Genomic DNA, 24,163 nt, shown 5'->3' with positions numbered 1-24,163 from the left:
GCCAGCACTAAAGCAACACAGTCTTGCAGTTCAAGCGTTGCTGCTATCGCCTACTCATGCACCCGTAGCCCCACCAGCCAAGGTCGACGCATTGTAAATTGCCACTGACCAGAAGACAAGCTGTCAGCGAAATAGTGTTAGTGGTTAGTAGCTGCTGAGCATACGCTTCAAACGGTTGATTCCGTCTAAAATAGTCCCATGTGACACCGCATACGAAAGACGAATGCAGCTGTCATCGCCGAATGCAACACCCGGGACAACCGCTAATCCCTCATCTTCCAACGCACGATGACAAAAGTCCATTGAATTGCTCACGTGATCGGGTAATTGAGGAAAAGCATAAAAGGCACCTTTTGGTGGGATTAGTGTGATGCCCGGTATCGCTCGAAGCCCTTCAATCAAAAGGCTGCGACGGTGGTTGTAGATGAGGGCCATCTCTTGAACACAGCTGCGTGAAGCCTGAATCGCAGCAAGGGCGCCCTTTTGAGCAAAGCTGCAGACGTTGCTTGTACTCTGGCTTTGAAGAGCCGAAGCGGCTTTGATTACCGAAGCGTTACCCGCAAGGTATCCAAGACGCCAACCGGTCATGGCCCAACCCTTGGCGAAACCGTTCACCGTAAAACAACGTTCTTTGAGCTCATCAGAAACAGCTGCAAAACTAATGTGGCTCTCTCCTTCACCAAGTAGATACTCATATATTTCGTCACTCATTACAAGCAACCTAGGATGGCGTGCCACAAGCTCTGCAAGCGCCTCTAGCTCCTGACGCTGCATCACGCGACCGGTGGGGTTTCCGGGACTATTAATCACCAGAAGCCTGCTCCTGGAGGTGATTCTTGCCTCTAAGGCATCGAGATCAAGCTTAAAACCGTCGGCAGCTGTAGAAGGGATTAAAACTGTATTGGCACCTGCGAGGGCAGCCATTTCTGGATAGCTCAACCAATACGGCGCAGGGAGTAGAACCTCGTCTCCCGGATTCAGCAAGACTTGGAAAAGGTTGTAGACTGCTTGCTTGCCCCCATTGCAAATTAGGACCTGCTCAGGGTGAGTGGCTATACCGTTTTCTTGACTTAGCTTATCGGCCAAAGCTGACCTGAGTTCCGGATCACCCGCTGCAGGTCCGTAACGTGTAACACCTTGGGCGAGAGCCTCTCGAGCTGCTTCCACAATGAATCTGGGTGTATCAAAGTCGGGTTCTCCGGTACTGAGACTACAAATATCGCGGCCTTCGGCCTGGAGCGCTTTAGCCTTAGCACTGATCTCGAGGGTCAGCGATGATTTTAGGGCTGTAGCCCGATGGGAAAGCTCTGGGGGGGACAACATCCTCAACGCACCTTCCCGCGACGCGTTTAAACGTCTCATCTTGCCTTAAACAGTGCACGGACAACCTTGTTTTACGCGGGCTATGAACTCAACTCCAATCAACCTGGTGCTCGCGGCCCGCAATCTGGGTGTTTTAAGCGATTTTTATGCGAAACTTTTCGGTGCAAAACCCAGTCCTGGAGAAACTGATCATCACCGAGTCTTCATTCTTAATGGTGGCTTGAGACTCGACATTTATCGGCCCTCTCGTCAGCGCCCATTTCCAAGACAAGGGCGTGTGCTGTCTACTTGCTTGCGATTTCCTGCTCACGCAACCCCTCTCTCCAAGCTGCGTCATTACGTTAGGAATGCGTTGGAAATCGGAGCTTCGGTGCTGGAACTACCTCAGGTGGAAGTCTTCGGTGCTGAGTCTTGGATCGCTGACCCTGAGGGCAACGCGATTTTGTTGCTGGTTCCCAATCACAAGTCGCTAGAACCTTCATGACGGCATCTGACTTGAATCAATGTCTGGATTGCTCTGCTTGCGATTTGGCGAAAACTCGGCAAACCGTAGTACTGAGTCGCGGTAATCCAGATGCCCGATTGATGCTGATTGGAGAAGCACCGGGTGCCCAGGAAGATCAACTTGGCATTCCATTTGTGGGTCGATCGGGCAAAGTCCTAGATCGGATGTTGTCTGAAGTGGGTTTTAACCTCGACCGAGATGTCTACATTTGCAATGCGATAAAGTGCCGGCCACCTAACAACCGACGTCCAACAAAAAACGAACTTGCCGCCTGTCGATCGTGGCTCGACTTGCAAATTGCTCTGGTTGATCCCGCTGTGATCGTGCTCACAGGTTCTACAGCTGTAGAAGCCTTGCTAGGAAGGAGGGATGCTATGAGACAGTTACGGGGTCAATGGCAATTCTGGCAAGGAAGATCGGTCATGCCAGTCTTCCACCCAGCTTATTTACTGCGTCATGCATCGACAGACGCGGAGGGGCCAATCGAACTCACACGGCGTGACTTTACGGTCATTAGGCAGAAGCTGTGCGAGCTTTAATGTGCTTTTGGAACGGATGAATATGACCGTCTTAGATCAGCGCTACGACACCCAGATTCATCGTCGCGTCACGCGTACCGTGATGGTCGGTGATATCCCGGTAGGAAGCAAGCACCCGATAGTAGTGCAATCAATGATCAACGAAGACACGCTTGATATAGATAGCTCGGTCGCCGCAATTATCCGCCTCGTTAAGGCGGGTTGTGAGATCGTTCGCGTCACTACACCGTCTATTGGCCACGCTAAGGCTATGGGTGAGATAAAGACACAACTTTCACTTAAAGGATATAAAGTACCTTTGGTTGCCGACGTTCACCACAATGGGCTCAAAATCGCCCTCGAAGTTGCACAACATGTCGATAAAGTACGTATAAACCCAGGTCTATTCGTCTTTGATAAACCAGACCCTGATCGCCAAGAGTTTTCTGGGACAGAATTTGCAGAAATTGGCGAGCGTATAAGGGAAACATTTAAGCCCTTGGTTAAGCTCTTGCGTGATCATAATAAAGCCTTACGAATTGGTGTTAATCACGGTTCTTTGGCCGAGCGCATGTTATTTACTTACGGAGATACGCCAGAGGGGATGGTGGCGTCGGCAATGGAGTTTGTGCGCATTTGCGACAATCTTGACTTCCACAACATCATAATTTCGATGAAAGCATCTCGGGTACCTGTGATGCTTTCAGCATATCGCTTGATGGCGGCCACCATGGATAAGGAGGGTTTCAATTATCCCCTTCATCTCGGTGTTACAGAAGCTGGTGACGGCGACTATGGAAGGATCAAAAGCACTGCTGGGATTGCAACGCTGTTAGCTGATGGACTTGGCGACACCATTCGAGTTTCACTAACTGAGGCTCCGGAGAAGGAGATTCTGGTTTGTTATTCAATCCTTCAGTCGCTCGGCTTACGCAAGACGATGGTTGAATATGTTGCTTGCCCAAGCTGTGGACGAACATTGTTTAATCTCGAAGATGTATTGCATAAAGTTCGCGACGCAACGTCTCATTTAAAAGGCCTTGATATTGCAGTCATGGGCTGCATCGTTAACGGTCCTGGTGAGATGGCTGATGCTGATTACGGTTATGTTGGTAAAGGCCCAGGAGTTATTGCACTTTATCGAGGTCGTAAAGAAATTTGCAAAGTTCCTGAGACAAAGAGCGTCCAAGCTCTAATTCAGTTGATAAAAGAGGATGGGCTTTGGGTTGATCCTTTTTAATCTAGCTAGAGTAAGGAATCAGTCCTAATGAGGGGAATGGCTGGGACTCAGCGCTTGCGTTCGATTCTTTGTTCCACTCCGCTGCTCTTAATGTTCGTGCTTGGCAGTGTCACAACAGCGGTAGTTCTTGGGATGCCAGGGTTAACAATCCCTAGCACAGGTGGTGACTCGATTACTAATAGTCCGAAGGAGGTTATCGATCAGGTTTGGCAGATTATCTATCGAGATTACCTTGATTCAAGTGGTGAGTACGATGAAATTGCCTGGCGTCAATTACGTCACAGTCTTTTGAAACAGTCTTTTGCAGACAGTACCGAGTCATATGAGGCTATCCGTGGCATGCTAGCCAGTCTCAATGATCCATATACGCGTTTTTTAGATCCTAAACAATTTAAGGAGATGCAGATCGATACCTCTGGAGAATTGATGGGTGTAGGAATTCAACTCAGTCTCGATAAAATAACGAAAGAGTTAATAGTTGTTTCTCCAATTGAAGGAACACCGGCCTTTAGGGCAGGTGTTCAATCCAAAGATGTGATTGTAAGTATTGATGCCGTTTCCACCAAAGGGATGAGCATTGAGGATGCTGTTAAACTAATTCGAGGTCCAGAAGGTACGGATGTTGTGCTTGGTTTTCGCCGCAGCGATCGAGTCTTAAACCTGTTACTAACACGGGCTCGGATTGAGATTAATGCAGTAACATCAACACTTAATACAACCCCTAATCAACGCAAAATTGGTTACATTCGCTTGAAACAATTCAATGCAAATGCCTCACGAGAAATGCGTGAGGCTGCAAGAAGTCTTGAACAACAGGGTGCAGAAGGGTACGTCCTTGATTTGCGTAGCAACCCTGGTGGACTACTGGAGGCCAGTGTTGATATCGCTCGCCAATGGCTAAACAAAGGAGTCATTGTGAGTACACGAACGCGAGAGGGTATTAGTGATGTACGACGCGCTACAGGTAGCGCTATTACAAATAAACCAATGGTGGTTTTAATCGATCAAGGATCAGCTAGTGCTAGCGAGATTTTATCGGGCGCTCTTCAGGACAACTCACGGGCGAAACTGGTCGGACAGAAAACTTTCGGTAAGGGGTTGGTACAGGCTGTCCGAAGACTTTCAGACGGATCAGGCGTGACTGTAACTGTTGCCAAATACCTTACTCCCAAAGGAACAGACATTCATAAGAATGGTATCAAACCAGATTTTGAAGTTTCAATGAGCAAAGAAGAACTCAAGGACCTAACAATTAAAGATCTAGGGACTTCAAAGGATAGTCAGTATCGTGATGCTGAAATTATTCTCTTAAAATATATAGATATCGTCAAAACAAAAACCGATAAGAATAATCTACCAAGTAGATCAGGATCAAGTGCTGTTATTGGCCTCTTCCCTTGACGTATTAAGAACTGGGACTTAACACAACTAATAAATATTAAAGGATAATGTCAATGCATTAGGTTGAAAGACCCTATAAGCTAGGCAATTGGTTGCATTAGACCGCCGCCGCCATTGGAGTCGTCGTCGTCCGAGGCATCGGGTTTTAACCAGACGTACAGACCAATCGCTGCAACGCAAAACACGCCGCTGACCACTTGAAAAGAGGATCCACCGGCACCAACTTCGATGAACTCGCCCATGGAACTACCTCTTAAACTAAATTAATCGTAACAAAGAATTGCGTGCCTGTGAGGTTTTCTCTCAGAAAAATCTAACCAGTTTGGTCTAAATTCTTAAAACCTTGTTATTTTTTTCTGACTGCTGGAGCTCTTTTTGAGCAGATGTGAGCCCATTAATATCTGGGATTTGAGATACCATGAGTTTGAGCCATTCCATAAGCTGTTCCAGCTGCTTCTCTATTGGAAGCATGCCTAGTCCACGCACTAACGCCTTATGTTGCGTACCAGAACCCACCTGGTACACAAAGCGACCGTGTAGGTGTTGCGGCAGCCCCTGCCGCAACAGGCGAAATGCTGGTTCTTCCATGGGGGTTTCTAAGACAATGTTTGGCTTTTCTAGTTTGATTCTCGAGAAGCCACAACGTTTCGCTAGAAGCTTGAGTCTCATCAATTGCAATAGAGACTGAACGGGAGCAGGTATTGCTCCATAACGATCTGCCCAACTTGCGGCCAACTCCACTAAAGCCTCTGATGATGTACAGTCAGCGGCTGCTCTGTAAACCGAGATTTTTTCGTCTGGATCCTTGATCCACTCAGCGGGAACGAAGGCTGTCACCGGCAGATCTACCTGTGTCTGATCCACCTTTGGGATGTCTTGACATTGAATTTCTGCTAGCGACTCCTGAAGCATTTCCATATAGAGATCAAAACCGATGGCTTCCATTTGACCGCTTTGCTCTACTCCAAGCAGATTGCCTACCCCACGAATTTCCATATCGCGCATGGCTAATTGATATCCACTTCCAAGTTCTGCGAACTCCTGGATAGCTCGGAGTCGCTGTCTCGCACTTTTGTTTAACGAAGTACTGCTCGGATAGAACAACCAAGCATGAGCCTGGATTCCACTACGGCCGACACGACCGCGAAGCTGATACAATTGAGCCAAGCCAAAGCGATGCGCATCCTCAATTAAGATCGTATTAACCCGAGGGATATCTAAGCCACTTTCAACAATCGTCGTACAAAGCATCAGGTCGGCTTCGCCAGCATTGAAGGCCACCATTGCACTTTCCAGTTCCCCCTCAGCCATTTGGCCATGAGCCACTAAAAGTTTGAGGTCTGGGAGCATTGACCGGAGGCTATTGGCTACATCTTCGATGCCATCTACCTTCGGGACCACATAGAACACTTGGCCACCACGGTCTAACTCTTGACGAATCGCGCTACGAATGGTTTCAGGATCAAGAGTAGCCAAGTGCGTCTTAATGGGTCGGCGAAGTGGTGGTGGTGTTGTGATCAAGCTCATCTCTCGCACGCCGGACAAACTCATATGAAGTGTTCGCGGAATCGGAGTTGCGGACAGCGTTAGGACATCAATGTCCTTACGTAGCACCTTAATCTTTTCTTTTTGGTTCACGCCAAATCTTTGTTCCTCATCAATCACCAACAGGCCAAGCTGCTGAAAACTGGTTCCTTTGCCGAGCAGCTGATGGGTGCCAACTACTACATCAATGGTGCCCTGTTTCAATCCTTCAAGGATTGTCTTGCGTTCGGAGGTAGTACGAAAACGATTAAGCAGGGCTACTTTAATAGGGTATGGGGCGAAACGTTCTGAGAGGGTTCGCCAATGCTGTTGTGCCAATACGGTGGTGGGAGCTAGCATTGCCGCCTGCTTTCCTGCAGTGATCGCTTTGAAAATTGCCCGAATTGCAACCTCGGTTTTCCCGAAGCCAACATCGCCGCACACCAGGCGATCCATGGGTTCAGCCTTCTCCATATCGCGTTTCACATCTGTTGTGGACTTGAGCTGATCTGGTGTTGGTTCATAAGGAAATGAGTCCTCGAGTTCCCTTTGCCAAGGGCCGTCGGTTGGGAAAGCAAAGCCTTTCGACTGTTTTCGTTCGGCGTAAAGTTTCACCAAGTCAAGAGCAACCTTGTGAACGGTTTTTCTGGCGCGCTCTTTAGCCTTGATCCAAGTCTCCCCCCCCATTCGACTGAGCAAAGGTGGCGATTCTCTAAGGGTCCGATAACGGCCAAGGCTGCCGAGCTGATCAGCAGCTACTCGAAGAATCCCATCAGCGTATTGAACAACAAGGTAGTCACGAACATCACCAGATACGGCGATCTTGTCCATCGCTTTGAAAAGCCCGATTCCATGGTTCCGATGCACCACGAAATCGCCAGGACGCATTTTGTTGGGATCTAGCGTTCGGCTGGCGGCTTTGCGTCGACGTCGAACGTAACCGGTAGAGGCTAATGCCCGTTGCCCAAAAAACTCTCGATCTGTAACTAGAACAATGCGCCAAGCGGGAAGGAACATGCCTTCAAGTTCTGCGTGCCCCTTAGCCTTCAGTGCAACAGGGGTATTTTGAGCGATTAGTCGACTAATCGCTGGGATATCCCCGGCATTTGGTACAAAACGACTAGCGCAGTCATGTTCCTCCAATAGAGCAACAGCACGGCTTGGTTGTGCTGATACAAGCCAGACGGCAATCCGATCCGTTTGAAAACCCTTGATCAGTTCTCCAAGTTTTCCAAATTGATTTGGATAGGCGGGAACGGGTCTGCTGGCTAGATCAAATGAATTGGGGTGTTTGTCTTCTTCTATAAGTTCGGCTAGTTCAAATCCATCAAATGTCTCCGCCAAGGCATAAGCATCTTTGACATCTCGGTGGAGAACACCGGGCCAGAACAACTCACGCTCTTTATCGCTTAAACCCGCTTCTGAGGCCATTTCCTTATGGTGCTCGGTAGCGTGATCCAACCACTGCTGACCATGAGCAAGACCACGACGGTGTTCATCAATCACCACCGTGGTGCTTTGCGGTAAATAATCGAGCAGAGACGACGGTTGCTGCCAAGCCAGTCCCATTAAGCGTCTCATGCCTTCTGGAGTTCCGCCTTCTAAAAGTTTCTCTGTATCCTGCTCCCCAAGCAACCGAACTACACCGTCTGGCATCGTCTCACGCAGCCGATTAGCAATTAAGGGATTAAACCCAGTTGGAGTCAGCCTAATTACATCAATTGGGTCTAATGACCGTTGTGTGGACGGATCAAATTCCCGTAATTTAACCAACTCTTCTCCGAAGAACTCAAGACGCACTGGTAGTTCACTACTAACTGAAAAAATGTCAATAATGTCTCCGCGACGGCTCCAGGTGCCCTCTTGGTCAACGGTGGAGCTTCGTTCATAACCAAGTCTCGCAAGAGTTGAGGAAAGTTGTTCCAAGTCAACTTCGTCACCACGTTTGAGGACATGACAGGTTTGTTTTAGAGATTGTGGTGGTGGAAGATGGGGCTGTAGACACCGCTCTGTAGCGACGATGGCGCACCCTTCGCTCTCAGAATTACTCAACAGGTCACTAAGCACCTGTAATTGTCCCCAGACAATTTCACTTGTAGGGTCAAAAGGTTCGTAGGGTGATCCCTCACTTGTAGGATAGAGACTGGTGTTAGGCCAGCCCATCAACTCAAGAAGGGCGGCCCAACGTCCGGCCTCCTCAAGGGTTGGAACTATCACTAAGAGTAGCGCTCCACCTTTTTGAGCCATGGCGCTGGCTACAAGCGCCCGGCCATTTCTACCAGCCCCACGTATTAATAGCCTATCGGCTCGTCTACTGCGCTCTAACAACTTGCCGGTCAATGCCGCCTCACGAAGTTGACGCACCAAAGATCGGAGAGTCATGGAAGATAAGACGAAGATGCTTAATTTTCGCAACTCAAAGACGAGAAGCGTTGACCACGTTGAACAAGGTTAGTGCTCATTCTAGTTAATTGAATAAAAAACAGTTCTTCTTGTAGATACATATCATATAGCCATGTTAACAACTTTTGCATCAATAAATGTTATCTTTAAAGATACTCAAAGCAAAATAATCAGATTAGTTTGATTATACAAAAGTTTAATACTACCAACCTTACGCTTAGATACTGATTATGCGAAATATCGTGATACTACTCTATTTGCAATCTGCATAACCAAAAGCAGATCAAAGATGCCAGCACTCAAATAAGAGTTTGTAAGCAAGAATAATTTGAATGTTAATCTTAACTAGGTCAAGACCCGATGAGACGTTTAGTTAAGTGTTACTATTATAACAAATATAAATTGTTTGGAATTAGAGAGCTGAACATTTAGCTTGTAAGATTTCAACTTTAGTAGCATCATATTACTATTAGGCTTATGATTACTTGTTGCTAATTCCACCAAACAAAACCTTCTGCTTGTAGAAATATTTTAAAAGCTCACTTTAGTTTTTATCAATCTTAGGTACCATTCATATGCACTAAAGACTACTCCTCACCGAGCTAAGATTGACGTAGTTCAGTACTGTAACATGCAAAAGACTGCAATATGTATACACAATGATAATACCAGGAAATTTTAAGTCTTCGATGTAATAAGAATTTTATAAATGTTTAAAGCAAATAACGCTGTACCAAAGCTGGCAAACAAAACGATTAAATCTTGAGTAGTAAATGTCATCGGTCAATTACAACCGAAGATACCGAAAACAATTTGGTCCACAATTCCGCGACTAGTGATCGCTTCCGTGAAAAGCCCAATGACCAGTCCTAGCATGGCGAGCCGACCGTTAAGAAGCTCAGCCTTCTCAAAATGTTCAGATCCGTTTTGCGTTGCTGTAACGTCCTGGTACCAAGAGTCGTTAGAGGATGAAGAAGACATCGCGAATTTATTACGTGTACAAATATTAAGATACAGTTTATCGAATAAAGTGCGGTTTCCCGCACCAAGCGTTTATATCTTCTTCGTTTGGTAGTGATTTTAAACATCCTATTATAATTAGCTATCAGATAATAATCCAAACAAGCACATATAAATTAATCCAAAGCTCAAATATAGTGCCAACAAATATCTATTAAGCTTAAGATGTACTTAATTACATTACTTCAGCTTAGCTACCTTTATATCTGAATCTTTTATAAAGTATTACCATTAAAAGATTAAATCTTTGATATTCAGAGCATAGATATATGCCTTTAACTTAAAAATTTAATATTATCCTTTATAATATATTTAAATAGCCTGAATGTATTATTTTGCTTTTGAAAAAATAAGTAGCTCCACATTAAACGCAGAATCTTGATTCAAAGCTATTAATTAGTTTTAAGTTTTATATATCAGTTAATATTGTGTCGATAATGTTAAATAAAAACAGTGAATCTATGGAAAAATTGCAACTTTTAATACTTAGTTATTCTAAAAGTTTTAGTAGAGACTAATATCAAAATATTTTTAGCCAATGGCCAGAAAACTGATGATTGTTACTAATTAAGATAAAGATAAGCTGATATTCTTATATAAGATTTTATCTAAATAATAATCTTTAACCTTATCTACTTTATTACCTTTAGGTAATAGTAAGATCACTGATTACTAGTGTGAAACTAGTAGGTATGAATTCTGATATTTCCTTAATAAGATTATTCTTGAGGCAATTATCGCGAGAATTGTTAACTAATAATCAGTTATTGGATCCTAAAAAAGGTAAAATCTGATAAAGATTTAATTTATTATTGCAATATCTTAATATTTTCGCTTTAAAAGTAAATCCTGATGTTTTATATAGCTGTTAAATGTTGTTTACTTCTTACCAGCTGAGATATATAATCTTTTGTTAAGAATATATTTAAAAATTTTTTGCAGTTGTCTATTACAATACGTAGTTTTTCTTTCGTCAATAGTTTATAATTCATGATTATTGCTAAATATCTATCTAATATTAACAATTAAATTAATCTAGCTCTTAAAAGCATTATAAATAATCCAAATTATTCTTCTACATCTTAAGTAAATAATAGTAATGTGCTATAAAAAGTATCCAAAATAGTATATATAAATAAGTGACCTCAAGATTTTTATGCTAAATTAACTCTATTGAGTAATCTAATTTAGTTAACTTTTCTACTTAATTAATATAAACCTCTGATTAATAAAACAATTAAACTTTGATTAAAGAAAATCAGTATAATGCATTAGATTTATCACATAGAAATTATCAAATTTAATATTTTATTTTAGACATAACAACTTTATATTGCTGATCTTCTAAACTCTAGATTACTTATTTGCAGTTACAATATATTATTTTTATTGATAATTAGTAATGACTTTAGAGCTAATTATAGTCAGAGATTTTACAGTATAAAGTTTTTAGGTTTGTTCTTCTAGCAATATATATTGAGCCAGAGCAATTATTCATCGTTCAGTTGTTGCCGACTTTTAGCGCACGAATGTTGTTAGAGGAAAATCAGGCTTGTTTGTCAAATCATTTTAGAAATATAAGTATCTTATCTCTTTGTGCAATCAAATTTTTCCTGCAAGTGAGACGAATGCTTAATCATATTCCTCACCGGATAAGATTTGTTAGAGCTTGTAATGATAGGTTATAACATCCACTTGATGCGTCAAACGATAACGACTGCCATAGCTAAAGCCTATCCTAAGTACTGACGTTCTTGATTTCTCTTTTAGTCAAGTCGTTTAAGTTTTCCAGCTCGACTGTTGTAAGATCTTCACTCCACTTCTTTTGATCATAAGTTACACTAAACAATCAAATCGTCAGAAGTTTCCTACAGTTTAGTATCTTATACTTTCGCTATTTAAAAGCTAAATCGCATCGCTAATTGTAGAAAGTTCTTGACATAATACTCCTAATGGTGCACCTGATTATGCTAAATAAATCAACAAATCTAACTGATGCAGCCTTATATGCAGTATGTAGTAGGTGAGAAACTCATATAACTGTCTGAAAACTCATTTAGACGTTATTGAATACAGTCTTCAATCTCCTCAGCATTCGATCTTCTGCCCAAGACGGCTGCTTAGTAAGCAGTTATCCTCTCAGGCTTTAACTTGCACAACGTACCGAAGAGTATTGATATGACACAAGTCAACCCGGATCTGTATGCCCGTAGATCAACGCTTTCATTTTCTAAGCTGTTGTCATGGATATTACTGGGCTTCCTTTCTTGTCAGACTTTTTGGATGGAGTCAATCAGTGGCAGGAGGTTTTAGTGCTCTTGCCTGTTCTTATCTTATTGGAGATTCTGCTTTCGGCAGATAACGCTGTTGCGTTGGCTGCTATTGCACGTAATGGTCGAAACCCTGATAGAGAACGTTTATCTTTGGATATTGGAATTGCGATTGCATTAGTATTTCGTATCAGTTTAATCATATCCGCTCAATGGATCTTACATTTTGTTTGGGTTCAACTTACAGCTGCTGGTTATTTAGTTTGGCTTGTTATTAATCATTTTCGAAGAGAATTATCAGTAACCTCTGATCGATTAGCTGATACTAATAAAAAAGAGAAGACCTCACGCAGTCTTGCCAGCACAATTATATTAGTTGCTTTTACGGATCTTGCTTTTTCAATCGACAGCGTTGCTGCTGCAGTCGCCATCAGCGACGAGATAATTTTAATTATTACTGGTGCTGTAGTCGGTATCATAGCGCTTAGATTTACATCGGGATTATTTATTCGTTGGCTTGATAAGTATCCACGTTTAGAAACAGCTGGATTTTTATCAATAGCATTTGTAGCACTTCGTCTAATCATTCACGCATTTCTGCCCTTTATTAATCAACCAGATTGGTTAACCCTAGTTGTTGTTCTAATCTTATTAGGTTGGGGCTTTTCAGCAAAGAATACAGTAACTATTATGGAATCTCATCGTGTTAGTTGAATCTAAGTATATTTGTTAGCAACTCTCTTGTTTAAATCATGTTAAATTAAACTATTTTCCTTAATCAGATTAATAGTTTAGACTGAATAAAAATTTTTTAGCTATTTACTGTTCTATCATTGTCTCTCTAAATAAAGTATGCGAGATTACATTGATAAATTTCTAGGATGATCTTGTCTTGAGAATGCTTAATAAGTACTTAGTGCTAAAAGTAAGTTATTGGCAACTGTAATTATTAATTATTTTAATATATACATTTTTATAATACGTAGTTTTTAATAGTCTTTAGCCATTAATACAATCATAGCCGTAGTGAATTTTCTTGCCATAGATTATGGTTAGCTAAACAAAATGACTATGATAGTCAAGATTTGATCGTGTAATTAATATTATTTTTGAGATATATTAATTTATCAAAAGATAGATTAATTACATTAAATTAGTTGCTAAAATAATAGCATCAATTATCTTCAACTTTTTAATTAATTATTGTTTTTTAATCTAATAGTTAATTGTTTAACTCAAAAAACTTTGATTTAAGTAAGTATACTAAATTATTTGATATTAAATGCTCTAATCTAAAATTACTGGAATTTATAAAATCCTATATTTCAGCATGTCAACACTATTTATTCAACAACAAAATCGACCTATGGTTCCGTAATCATTTAACAGGATATTCTCCTAACATTTTGTACAATTTGTAATTGCATTCTGTAAAGAAACAGAGAATAAATAATATTTAGTCAATCTTAAATAAAACTTAACTAAGCAAATCTCCTGGAGTTGCAGTTAAACTTTGGATGAGTGATTGTCCATAACTTCGAGCCTTTCCTTCTAACTGAGCTTCCCGAATTAACAACGGGCAACCGTTACCACTCACTACAATACCAAGGTTGCTGATGCATTCTAATACTGTGCTTGGTGCATGCTCATCAACCCGCCAACGTCCGAGTAAAGACCGTGCCTCATCTGAAAGTTGATTTTTTAATTGATTAGTTAGTGGTTCTGTGTCGAGAATTTTTAGCCGTTTTCCACGCCAGTAAGTCAATACTCCTGGGTAAAGCCCCATAACTTGCCGATGGATAGTCAAGGCTGGGTTACCCCAGTTAATCTCAAAATCCTTCTTCCTTAGCATCCTGGCGTAACTCATGGTTTGTGTCTGAGGTTTTACTGCCAGTCTTGCTAAACGTTCCTCTTTTGGCCCAGGTCCCGCTGCTTCAATTAATGGAATTGCTTTCACCATCAGCTGTGCTGTGAGTTGGCTTAATTGCTCCGCCAGTTGAAACGCGTTTTGGCGTATCCCAATGGGAATACGTTGTTCAATCAAGATTGGGCCGGTATCTAATTCCTCCTCCATGTCCATAATTCCCACACCAGTTTCAGTATCTCCTTCCATGAGCGCCCATTGAATAGGACCGGCTCCTCGCCAACGAGGTAAAAGTGAACCATGTCCATTCCAACAACCAAGTGGAAATTGATTAAGCATAACTTTCGGTAGTATCTGTCCAAAAGCAACAACAATTGATATATCACAATTGAGCTTTGCTAACTCACCTTGACACTCTAGATCTGTCTTAATGCGTTCTGGTGTAAATACTTTTAAGCCTAAACTTTCCGCACAAGCCTTGACCGGCGAAGCTTGAAGTTTGTTACCTCGTCTTCGCCGTCGATCGGGCTGAGTGACGACACCAACAATTTGATGACCGGCTTGGTGCAATGCCTTGAGGGTTGGCACTGCATATATTGGTGTGCCCCAATATAAAATTCTCATGGATCTAAAGGATGAAACTGTTAAGCTTCACCGGTTATTGATAGACCATCAACCCAAACATGAGGTGAAACACCTCGATGCGTGACTTCGGCAGTTGCTTCGAGATGAAGGATAGAATTTAGAACCGTCTGTATATCGCCAGCAACAGTAGCTGCCTCCACAGAAATACGTTCACCGCTCCTCACTAACCAACCATCAAAAGGGAGCGAAAACGAGCCTTGTGTTGCTTTCACTCCTGCATGCAAAGCCGAGAGGCTCTCGATCAATACAAAAGAAGATTGCTCAGTACTTTGATCAAGACTACTCCCGCTAGAGGAACCTTTCTTAGTGCTAATTACAAACCAATCCGGACTGACTGATACTTTAGCTCCAAGACCGGCATGACCTGTGGGCTGAACGTTAAAGGCACGAGCCGTGGCTTCTGAATGGAGAAAACTATTGAGTACCCCCCCATCAATTAAGCAAAGCCTTTGGGTTGGTGTCCCTTCTCCATCAAAGGCTACTGCACCGACGTGTCCTGGATGTAATCCATCATCGTGAAGAGACAGAAAGGGTACTGTTAGAGCTTGGTTGAGAGAATTACGCTGACTCAGGCTGACACCATCAAGAACGGAGCGCGCATTGAATATACTGCTAAAGGCTCCTAGCAGCGATAAGAATGCTTCTGGAGTAAAGCAGACCCTATAAGTACCAGTCTCGATCGGACGGTAATTAAGATGACTTATAGTGCGCCTAACAGCTTCGTCAATGCAACCAGCCACGTCTAATTCTGCGCTGCTAAAACCAAGTCGAAGTGCGCCACCGCTGCGAGGTTTTCTACCCGTTTCTTCAGCTCGTGCGTACAGATAAAGACTGGCTTGTGTGCGTTGCGTATAACGTAAAGCACCTTCGCTATTAAGATAAAGACTCTGAGACAGTGATTCAGCTAATCCGTTGTAGGGAACAGTTCGAATCGCTTTATGACGTCCAAGCAAGTCAGCTTCTGCATCGCACAGTGTCTTTAGTAGTAGACGAATCCCTTGGCGGGTTTTCAATGGCCGAACTAACTCTGGTAACGGTGCATCCGCCAGCGGCGAAAAGCTAGGAATATCATCTGGATTGCCAAAAGCGCTGGCTTGGCGAGCACCCGCCAGAGCTTGTTCTAGCCCCTGATCAGACAAATCTGTTGTACTTGTGATTCCCACAAGACCATTGTTATTCCAAACCCGTACCGTAATAGAACTTCGTTGGGCTGCTTTGAGTTGTTTAGCTTCACCACAATCTACCTGTACGGAACAGTCATCACTACAAGCAGCTCCAAGATCCCACTGATAAATCCCCGCCTGAGTTGCTAGCTCTTGCAACTTATCACGTAGTAAGACGGCGTTAAGTTTGTTATTAGTCTCCATATACTAACGGCCCCCCACGGTGATGGAATCAACCTTAATGTGAGGCTGACCTACCGTTACATAAACGCTCCCACTGACGGACCCACAGAAACCAGCAGCTAACTCAAGGTCGTTTGCGCACATGGAAATTCTTGGCATGATCTCCTTAGCATCACCAATTAGAGTTGCCCCTTTGACTGGCTTCGTTAGCTGTCCATTTTCAATTAAATATCCTTCTTCTACAGAAAAGTTAAATTGACCTGTCGGTCCAACACTCCCTCCCCCCATAGTCTTGCAGTAAAGGCCATGGTCGACCGAGGCAAGGAGATCCTTCGGAGTATGGGGACCTGCCGCAATAAAAGTGTTTCTCATACGGCTGGCAGCAGCAAAAGCATGACTTTGACGTCGACCGCTGCCTGTTCTCTTATGGCCTGTTCTTAACTCTCCGGCGCGATCGCTGATAAAACGCTGCAATATACCGTCCTGAATCAAAGTGGTGCGCTGGGTTTCCATTCCCTCATCATCCATTGATAGAGATCCGAAGGCTCCGCTACTAAGACCTTCATCAATAGCTGTTACCGAAGGGTGAGCAATTAAGGAACCTACTTGATCAGCAAAGGGTGTAGTACCACGTTCAATTTGAGTGGTTTCCAACAGATGACCGCAGGCTTCATGAAAGATCACCCCGCCGAAGCGATTAGCCAGCACCGCTGGCATTTGGCCGGCATCGACGTAGTCAGCGCGCAGCATAGTGCCCGCGCTTTCGCACACCTCTGACGCACTAGCTTCAATATTCCACTGAGTCAGGTCATCGGGTCGGTCGGTGCTGCCATAGCGACGGCCAACACTAGATCGGTGACAACCATCAGCAGCGAGAACGGAGAGACTGGTGGATTGATGCAAGCGGATGTCACGGGCAAAAGTTCCGTCCGATGCAGCGACCAAAACCTCTTGCCAATCCCGTGAGTAGCTACCACGACGCACTTGAAGATGTTGACCAATCCGGTTAAGTTGACTTGTTCCTCGCAAGAGTTGTTGGCTTGCGGTGATCAGGGAAGGACAACGTGTTAGCCAATCTCCTTTTGATTGACCATGGTCAATAAGGTTATTTAATCCATTGAATTGACCTCGACCACCGGACAGTGGGTTTACATCAAGTCCTAGCATTGCAAGAGCCTGATCTAGCGCACGCGTAAGACCGGAACTTGTGAGGTCGTTGGTACTCACGAAACCATCGCGACCTTCTCGGAAGACTCGAAGACCAGATCCTCGAGCGAAGGAGGGACTTACGCTAGTTACTTGGTCTTGTTCAGCAAGGATCCCAATGTGGTCAGTACGCTCAAGGAAAATTTCCACGAGATCAGCTCCCGCTTCGGCGCCGCGATTCAACAGGTCTTCCAGAAGATCTTTCCAGTGGTCAGAGAAGGTGTCAGTCAATGATGATCTCGATCTTAAGTATGGTGGGAATAGGGGATTTTTAGCGCACAGCGGGCTGAAATTTTGAGCTATCAATAGCAGGCATCAGAAAAAGCTTTGCCATCTCAGCGCCATTACTAATCCATAAAGGAATTTTGCGTAACAGTTTTAAAGGTGCCACGGTACTGCTCGCATCAGTTGCTTTAAGGGCAGCATTGTTGCTTACCAAGCGTTCAAGGCGTATCCAAAATCTCTGGTTTTTTACGTTAAGAACAACGGGGAAAATCCGAGCTGAGGTTTCATTGGTCTTTTCAATCACTATTTTATCATAAGTGCGAGCATCAAGTCCAAGTGATTCGTAAAATTCTTTGCGATCTAAGTCACGGACATACATCGTAGCGAAAACAGCCAAGAGGAAAAAGCGACACCACAATTTTGCTATCGGCCCACGTACAGTATTTGGTTGAGACTTCATTAGAGCATCAAAAAAATCACCATGACGATTTTCGTCTTGACACCAATTCTCGAAAAAATTAAAAATTGGAAAAATTTTGTTTTGAGGATTTTTATCTAAATGGCGATAAATCGTGATGTAACGCCAATAGCCAATCTTTTCAGAAAGGTATGTGGCATAAAATATAAACTTTGGCTTAAAAAATGTGTAGTTCTTATTTTTAGTAAGAAAGCCAAGATCAAGCTGCATTCCGAAATCACCCATAGACTTGTTCAGGAAACCTGCATGACGTGCTTCGTCACGAGCCATATAACTAAAACACTCAGCTAATAGTGGGTTCTTTTGTTTAATGCGACGGCTTAACTCCTTGTAAAGCAAAAAACCAGAGAATTCAGAAGTACAGCTTTGCTCAAGGAACTCAACAAAAACTCGACGGGTTTCGGGATCGAGCTTGTCAGCTGCACCGTTGAAATCTGAACTACGGACAAAGTGATGACGGTTGTAATCCTTACGGAATTCTTCACAGATTGCTTTAAGTTCCGCTTCATTTGGACGAAGATCCATGGCTGCCATGGCCTCGAAGTCGGTTGTATAGAAGCGTGGTGTCAGGATTGTGTCTTGGACTGGCTCCTTAACGGCAACAACTTTGTCTGCCGCCTGATTAGCCACTGCGGTGGGAGGGACCATCAGTTTTGGTTTTGCTCTGGTACCAATGTAGGCGTGTCGGCGTATGCGTCGAGAAGTTATACTCTCGTCTTAATTAACCCCCAACCATTTCTGGCCATTTAGACGTTGCAAGAGACGAGACACTAGCAATGGCAAGGATATACGCTTTTCATCAATCAAAAAGCTCTCCAACAGAGTTGGATTACTACCAGGATCGGCAAGGGTAATTACCTTGGCGCTGTTGATGTCATCCGTAGCAAAGCAAAGCCAGAAGCGTCGATCGCCGGGCAAATCTCCTACGACCATGGGACAATCCCCCCCAACAACAGGACGCTCCCCGTGAATACGCTCAAGACGATCGGCAGTTATTCCATTTTTAGCCAACTGCTTCTCCACCGCTGGCAAGAACAACGTATCGATGAACTCCGAGAAGGGCCTGTCCTCAGGCTTGGGGGGGCTTTTGGGCTTAGTGGTTGATTTTGATTTATCAGTAGGCGTTGTACTCACAAGGTCGAGGTTGCTGGAACAACTGTAGGTAGTCGAATCGGATCCTCACCAGTCCCGATTCGGATCATTGCCCCAACCTGAATTCGATGGCCACCTTGCTGAAACAGATGTCGGCTTCCGGTCGTCGCCCAAAGACACAGTTTTATTAGCAGATGCAGTGTTTTCACTCCGAGTCTTTCCGCGTTGAATTACGCGATAAGGAGTTGCAATAGTTGGCGCAGGATCGCGTGGGTCTCTTTGAAGTCCAGACGAAAATGAATCCTGGATCAGTACCTCTTGATCTTGAACAGCAGGAGTAGCTGTGTAGGGCTGGTAAAGCATCCGCCGTAAGGTTGTACTGGTTAGGGGCAATACAAAAAGAGTTGTTGAAGCGGCCAAGCCAGCGCCGCTGACTGCCCCGATCGCTGTCCATACTCCAAGGGGTAACGAAGGCGATGACCAAGTCAGTAAATGAATACGTGTCACTTGGCCTCGTTGAACCGTCGATATTCCAAGAACCACCAACAAAGGCAGCAGACTGGAAATCAGCAAGATGCGTTGAATTAGCATCATCGCAAAGGGCCACTCCAGCGCTGGAGTGGAGCTAGATCTTCATCTAATCCGTCAAATAGTCTAACTACTAGAAAATTAACCATATCTTCTAAGGTTCTGGGCTGGGTATACCAAGCGGGGGTCGGCGGTGCAATAGTGGCGCCGGCTTCAGCAAGCGCGGTGAGATTCCTGAGATGAATTAAGCTGAACGGGGTTTCCCGTGGAGCAATCACGAGTGGACGTTTTTCTTTGAGATGCACATCTGCGCACCGCTCAATCAAATCCATAGCAACGCCAGCATTGACTCGGCCTACCGTTCCCATGCTGCAGGGAACAATCACCATTGCCTTTGTGCGATAACTCCCGCTAGCTATGGAGGCACTCTGATCGTTCCATCTATGACAAATCAACTCTCCTTTATTGACGTTGAGTCGCTGACGCCAAAATGAGATTTGTTTTTTTGAATCGACGGGAATAGTCAATCCTTGCTCGGCTCGAAATACTGCATGTGCTCCACGACTAAGCACAAGATGGACGGTTCGTCCATTGGCTAAAAGGAGTTCTAGCGAACGTTCCGCCAGAGGTTGCGCAGAGGCGCCAGTAACGGCCAAAACATACGGGTGCATATCAGCGGTCGTTCAAAGGACCGGTAGAAGCGGCGCTGCGTCAACTTGCTCGGTGTCGTGTTCTATTTGTAGAAAAGAATTCACTTCAAGATCGATCTGATTGCGTAAAACATCAACCTTGAGCACTCGGACTTGAACACTGTCGCCAAGTTGATAGACGCGCTTGTTTTTACGGCCAACCAGGCGATTCTGGCGAGACCGATATTCGTACCAGTCGTCATTAAGAGAACTGACGTGAACCAAACCCTCAAAACGGCTTTCGCCAATTTCAACGAAAAACCCGTAGCTCTGAACTCCGCTAATACGACCTTCAGCTTGCTGCCCAACCAACGGCTGGGCAGCACGGGCTTGAACCATAGCCAATAGATCCTTTTCTAGTTCTAAAACCTGCCGGCGCCTGTTATTCATCCTTTGAACTAGGCGATCGCTCACTAGAGATCGAAGCTTGTCATTTTGGCTCCCAGTAAACAATCCCCAACTGAGGTCGGCTACACAGTTTTTTCGGCCAAGGATCAAACGCTTTTTTTGGCGGACTGTGGGTCGATCTTTCCCCTCTTGTAGCAAGAACACCAGTACTTGTTGATTCACCACATGGGCATAGGTCATAGTGGCGCAGCACCAGGGAGCCAGTGCTGAAGGTTTAACTTTCTCAACCGACTTGCTGCCGGAGCTGAATAAAGTATCGTCGGCGGCATCTTTTCGGTATTTCACCTGATCGTTGACCCCCATAACAGCCACAAAATCCATAGTCGGTAATGCATGACTCAATTGTTGTTCAAGCACCCGACGATGGGTTGATGCAGAAAACACACTGATCAACTCTTGAGCTGATGGGCTACCGCCTTCCTCATCTAGTTCTAGCGGTAAATCAAGAGCGAAAGCACTCTTAGCTACATCGGCAAGCACTGAAGGGTCCAGATCTCCTGCTTGCGTGGTAATACCAGGAAGTTGCAACGATGCCCGATGGAATTCCCATGCTCGATCCGCCGCACGAATAAACGTTTGAAGCAGGGAATGCGGATCCATAGCATTAGGCGCATCAATCCACCGGTGTCGCAGTCCGCTGGGATCGGCCCATCGGAGATCACCTAGAGCTTCTAAACAAGGAGGCCGTAAATCAAGTTCAACCAGACCCTGAATATGTTCATGAGCACGTAGACAGCCTGCACAAAAGCGAAGGGTTTCCAGTTGACTAATCTGACCCTTGATTGCCTTAAGGGCCGTCGGGATGGTCCTCGTCTTTGGTTTACGTTCGTCTAATGCTTTCAACTGTTCAGAACCAATTGTCGCTACAGGTTTCACACTTGTAAGCATGAATTCCCAGTCAGTGAGCTCACCCTCTGACGAGACATCCATTCGAACAGAGACTGCTTCGGAAACCTTTGTTGTTGTGAAACGCGTGACCTTATTGAGTGATGGCTGTAAAAGAGGTTGCCAGGTTTCACCTAGGCAAAGCGCTTCCATGCGCTCTTTCAGCCAAAGATCAAGGCTGTTGATTCCACCGATGCGCTCAGCCACTGCAGGGGAGTGGACCCATAGGCGACAACCCCCATCACGGGCTTCCACGTGAACTGCCGGAAGGCCTGGAGCATTGGAATCCATCCAGCTTTCAAGCAGTAAGGCTGGCTGGTCAGTGAGATCGATCCGACCCTTTGTTATAGGCGCTTTCCCCAATCCTCTTGGTGGTGCCGGACGATTATGTAAGCCGACCTTTGTGAGCAAGAGATCACGATCTGCTGTTGGGCCACCATTTAGGGGGAGAGGGCGAACCACAAATCCTTTGGCCGCATTTTGAGCAATTGGGTAACTACTAACTCGGACTTCCACCACAGTTGTGGGTTGCTCTGCTGAAAGATATTCAGCTGCTTCATCGGGCAATCGAATGGTAGTCAGCATTCGGTCATCCAGGGGAGCAGCGATTAGTTGATCGTTTTGACGTTCGACCTGAGCAAGTAAGGACGTTGTAGAACGTTCGAGGATGCATTGCACGCTTCCCTCTGGAGACCGTCGACGTCCTCCTTCGCGAGTAATGCGAACGAAAGCACGATCTCCATTCCAGGCGTGATTGAGTTGGTGATCGCGGATGTAAATGTCTTCACCACCATCATTGCGAATAGCAAAACAAAACCCTTTACTACTGCAACGAAGTCGCGCATCAATTAATCCATGATCAAGACATTGCAAAACACCGCCGCTTTCATCTTGTGAAACAATCCCCAACTTAGATAGAGCATTGAGAGCTAGATCCAAAGACTGTTTTTCGATCTTGTTTGTCAGTTTGAGGACCTTGGTTAGAACAGCTATCTCAACTGGGACATCAGTGGACAACTGGTCGAGCAGATCGGCGACCGTAAATTTCATTGAGACGCGAGCGGAAACCGGTCAACAGGACCGGGAGCAAAGATGGAGCAGCCGACAAATGTGTCAAGCCTGAAGAGAAGTCCAATTAGTTATTCACCTTAGGAGTTAGAAGAACCGCTTTCGTTGGGCTCAGATGGTTTTTTACCAAGCAACGGCCATAGAAGTCGAGAGCCAATCACTAAAAACCCAACAGATGCAATCAGTTGGAGCATGTTAGTAGGGATCATGGCAGCCACTGAACCGCCGGCGAGAGCACCAAGAAAGCTTGCCAGCACAAGGGCCGAAGCAGAACCGAGAAATACAGCAAGAGGATGGTTGGACGTGCCGCTAATCGCCACCGTGGCCAATTGTGTCTTATCGCCCAACTCTGCAAGGAACACAGTGGTGAAGGTGGAAATCAGAAGAGCAAAATCCATCATTTAAGTGTGCGTTCTGATCGCAAGAAGCGAACGGCTTGCTTGCAATCCCAACCACAGACCGAGGCAAACCATAAGTAGTCCAGCCATCAGCTCTAATCGTTCTGGCGGAAACGCTTTCTCCAGCCATCGCCCTATCAAAACCCCCACAAGACTGGAAGAAATCAGGGCAAAAGCCGCCCCGAGAAATACAAGTCCGGGTGAACCCGACTGTGCTGATAAAAGAAGTGTAGCGAGCTGAGTCTTATCGCCGAACTCAGCAACAAACACCGTTATGAATGTACTAAACAGAACAGCGATAAATCCGGGGCGCTCGGTTGCGGTACCATTTTGGTCGGTCATCTCGCCCGCCTCCGGTTTCGTCGCACGCGGTTGACCCTGCGCATTACCTTACTACGTCCGCCATAGGTGCTGCGGATCTGTTGATCGCAGCAGGTGACCGCGAACTGCTCCAGGCTATCGGATAGGATACCGAATAAATCCCCCAATTGACTAACACGACAAAAATCTGGACGTTCTGAGTAGATCCTGCAGTGGCGTCCGCCGCTGTCGTAGTGGATACACCAGCCGTCATCACCCACCATGCTGAGATAGGTGACCCGTTGTTCCTCGCTTAGAGCTGCCAAGGCTTCACTGCGTTCCTCCGGACAAAGCCTGCAACACGCCCCGCATTGTTGAACGCAACACCAGCTTAAATTCAAGTTGCTCATGCGTGCTGCTGTGACAAGCCATCACAGACAAAACTACGGAGTGGTCCTCTAGAAGAGAAGACCCCTTAGCCTAGTGCCGAGTCAGTCGCCAAACAACACACAAACGCTATGGGTTTCGATTTCCATCTGATCGCTAATTTCACCGCTCTCGCACTCATCGCTCTTGCCGGTCCTGCAGTGGTCTTTATTCTTTTCTATCGTCGGGGTGCGCTTTGAACAAAGACCACGCCCTAAGATCTGTAACTACTTTCCCTGGTCACGGAATCCGCTCCCGACTTCCTTACCGATCTACCTTCACTGGCGAAAATCGTCCAAGGTTGTCGATCTAAGAACGGTTTTCTGTTTTTATCGGCAAGGAGTTAAACGGTGACTAGACCCCATTTGAAAGCGGGGTTACGTCTTCGTTACAATGGCGTC

21 protein-coding genes are annotated in these 24,163 nt (G+C 45.0%); 6 read left to right on the top strand and 15 right to left on the bottom strand.

The features are described from left to right. Positions 1 to 144 precede the first annotated feature (144 nt). A complete protein-coding gene (locus ABWV55_RS06235; protein WP_353292634.1) occupies positions 145 to 1,323 on the bottom strand; it encodes a pyridoxal phosphate-dependent aminotransferase in 1,179 nt (392 codons plus the stop codon). Positions 1,324 to 1,405: 82 nt separating this feature from the next. Here ABWV55_RS06235 and ABWV55_RS06230 point away from each other — a divergent pair, with 82 nt between their 5' ends. The 4 genes from ABWV55_RS06230 to ABWV55_RS06215 are packed head-to-tail and all read left to right on the top strand — an operon-like array spanning position 1,406 to position 4,987. Beyond that, positions 1,406 to 1,807: a VOC family protein gene (locus ABWV55_RS06230; protein WP_353291276.1), complete on the top strand. Its 402-nt coding sequence runs from the start codon at positions 1,406 to 1,408 to the stop codon at positions 1,805 to 1,807. Beyond that, on the top strand, positions 1,804 to 2,367 hold the full coding sequence (locus ABWV55_RS06225; protein ID WP_353291275.1) for a uracil-DNA glycosylase: 564 nt from the start codon (positions 1,804 to 1,806) through the stop codon (positions 2,365 to 2,367). The genes ABWV55_RS06230 and ABWV55_RS06225 overlap by 4 nt, the downstream gene beginning before the upstream one ends. 22 nt (positions 2,368 to 2,389) lie before the next feature. Next, on the top strand, positions 2,390 to 3,586 hold the full coding sequence (gene ispG / locus ABWV55_RS06220; RefSeq protein WP_353291274.1) for a (E)-4-hydroxy-3-methylbut-2-enyl-diphosphate synthase: 1,197 nt from the start codon (positions 2,390 to 2,392) through the stop codon (positions 3,584 to 3,586). A gap of 36 nt (positions 3,587 to 3,622) precedes the next feature. Beyond that, positions 3,623 to 4,987, top strand: a complete 1,365-nt coding sequence (locus ABWV55_RS06215) for a S41 family peptidase (protein ID WP_353292633.1) — start codon at positions 3,623 to 3,625, stop codon at positions 4,985 to 4,987. Between the two features lie 80 nt (positions 4,988 to 5,067). On the opposite strand, the gene ABWV55_RS06210 is transcribed toward ABWV55_RS06215, so the two are convergent. The 3 genes from ABWV55_RS06210 to ABWV55_RS06200 all read right to left on the bottom strand — a co-directional run bounded on the left by ABWV55_RS06210 (position 5,068) and on the right by ABWV55_RS06200 (position 9,895). Next, on the bottom strand, positions 5,068 to 5,229 hold the full coding sequence (locus ABWV55_RS06210) for a hypothetical protein (RefSeq protein ID WP_353291273.1): 162 nt from the start codon (positions 5,227 to 5,229) through the stop codon (positions 5,068 to 5,070). A gap of 85 nt (positions 5,230 to 5,314) precedes the next feature. Next, positions 5,315 to 8,893, bottom strand: coding sequence for a transcription-repair coupling factor (gene mfd, locus ABWV55_RS06205; protein WP_353291272.1), 3,579 nt, complete (start codon positions 8,891 to 8,893; stop codon positions 5,315 to 5,317). Positions 8,894 to 9,697: 804 nt separating this feature from the next. Then, a complete protein-coding gene (locus ABWV55_RS06200) occupies positions 9,698 to 9,895 on the bottom strand; it encodes a chlorophyll a/b-binding protein (protein ID WP_353291271.1) in 198 nt (65 codons plus the stop codon). Between the two features lie 2,282 nt (positions 9,896 to 12,177). Between ABWV55_RS06200 and ABWV55_RS06195 the strand changes: the two genes are divergently transcribed. After that, positions 12,178 to 12,918: a DUF475 domain-containing protein gene (locus tag ABWV55_RS06195; protein WP_353291270.1), complete on the top strand. Its 741-nt coding sequence runs from the start codon at positions 12,178 to 12,180 to the stop codon at positions 12,916 to 12,918. Between the two features lie 763 nt (positions 12,919 to 13,681). On the opposite strand, the gene fmt is transcribed toward ABWV55_RS06195, so the two are convergent. The 11 genes from fmt to ABWV55_RS06140 form a co-directional block, all read right to left on the bottom strand. Beyond that, positions 13,682 to 14,692, bottom strand: a complete 1,011-nt coding sequence (gene fmt / locus ABWV55_RS06190) for a methionyl-tRNA formyltransferase (protein ID WP_353291269.1) — start codon at positions 14,690 to 14,692, stop codon at positions 13,682 to 13,684. A gap of 20 nt (positions 14,693 to 14,712) precedes the next feature. Continuing rightward, entirely contained in the window at positions 14,713 to 16,080 is a 1,368-nt protein-coding gene (locus ABWV55_RS06185) for a TldD/PmbA family protein (RefSeq protein ID WP_353291268.1), read from the bottom strand. A 3-nt stretch (positions 16,081 to 16,083) separates the two neighbouring features. Beyond that, positions 16,084 to 17,496 (bottom strand): TldD/PmbA family protein, encoded by a 1,413-nt coding sequence (locus ABWV55_RS06180; protein WP_353291267.1) that lies wholly within the window; start codon positions 17,494 to 17,496, stop codon positions 16,084 to 16,086. 40 nt (positions 17,497 to 17,536) lie between these two features. Beyond that, positions 17,537 to 18,616 carry a magnesium-protoporphyrin IX monomethyl ester (oxidative) cyclase gene (gene acsF / locus ABWV55_RS06175; RefSeq protein ID WP_353291266.1) on the bottom strand — a complete coding sequence of 360 codons (1,080 nt, stop codon included), beginning with the start codon at positions 18,614 to 18,616 and terminating at the stop codon, positions 17,537 to 17,539. A 69-nt stretch (positions 18,617 to 18,685) separates the two neighbouring features. Beyond that, complete coding sequence (locus ABWV55_RS06170) at positions 18,686 to 19,102, bottom strand: DUF2996 domain-containing protein (RefSeq protein WP_353291265.1); 417 nt, start codon at positions 19,100 to 19,102, stop codon at positions 18,686 to 18,688. Between the two features lie 45 nt (positions 19,103 to 19,147). Continuing rightward, on the bottom strand, positions 19,148 to 19,654 hold the full coding sequence (locus tag ABWV55_RS06165) for a hypothetical protein (protein WP_353291264.1): 507 nt from the start codon (positions 19,652 to 19,654) through the stop codon (positions 19,148 to 19,150). Then, complete coding sequence (locus tag ABWV55_RS06160) at positions 19,651 to 20,259, bottom strand: flavin prenyltransferase UbiX (RefSeq protein ID WP_353291263.1); 609 nt, start codon at positions 20,257 to 20,259, stop codon at positions 19,651 to 19,653. The genes ABWV55_RS06165 and ABWV55_RS06160 overlap by 4 nt, the downstream gene beginning before the upstream one ends. A 12-nt stretch (positions 20,260 to 20,271) precedes the next feature. After that, entirely contained in the window at positions 20,272 to 22,620 is a 2,349-nt protein-coding gene (locus tag ABWV55_RS06155) for an RNB domain-containing ribonuclease (RefSeq protein ID WP_353291262.1), read from the bottom strand. Positions 22,621 to 22,718: 98 nt separating this feature from the next. Further along, positions 22,719 to 23,036 (bottom strand): TMEM165/GDT1 family protein, encoded by a 318-nt coding sequence (locus ABWV55_RS06150; protein WP_353292632.1) that lies wholly within the window; start codon positions 23,034 to 23,036, stop codon positions 22,719 to 22,721. 3 nt (positions 23,037 to 23,039) lie between these two features. Beyond that, a complete protein-coding gene (locus ABWV55_RS06145) occupies positions 23,040 to 23,378 on the bottom strand; it encodes a TMEM165/GDT1 family protein (RefSeq protein WP_353291261.1) in 339 nt (112 codons plus the stop codon). Continuing rightward, positions 23,375 to 23,746: a YkgJ family cysteine cluster protein gene (locus ABWV55_RS06140; RefSeq protein WP_353291260.1), complete on the bottom strand. Its 372-nt coding sequence runs from the start codon at positions 23,744 to 23,746 to the stop codon at positions 23,375 to 23,377. Before ABWV55_RS06140 ends, ABWV55_RS06145 begins: the two co-directional genes overlap by 4 nt. 108 nt (positions 23,747 to 23,854) lie before the next feature. Here ABWV55_RS06140 and ABWV55_RS06135 point away from each other — a divergent pair, with 108 nt between their 5' ends. Next, positions 23,855 to 23,962, top strand: a complete 108-nt coding sequence (locus ABWV55_RS06135) for a photosystem II reaction center protein Ycf12 (protein WP_353291259.1) — start codon at positions 23,855 to 23,857, stop codon at positions 23,960 to 23,962. The last annotated feature ends 201 nt before the right edge of the window (positions 23,963 to 24,163 follow it).

Source organism: Synechococcus sp. M16CYN, assembly GCF_040371545.1.
GTDB lineage: Bacteria > Cyanobacteriota > Cyanobacteriia > PCC-6307 > Cyanobiaceae > Parasynechococcus.
Note: the sequence above shows the minus strand (reverse complement) of the source record. Positions and strands in the feature narration are given on the sequence as shown.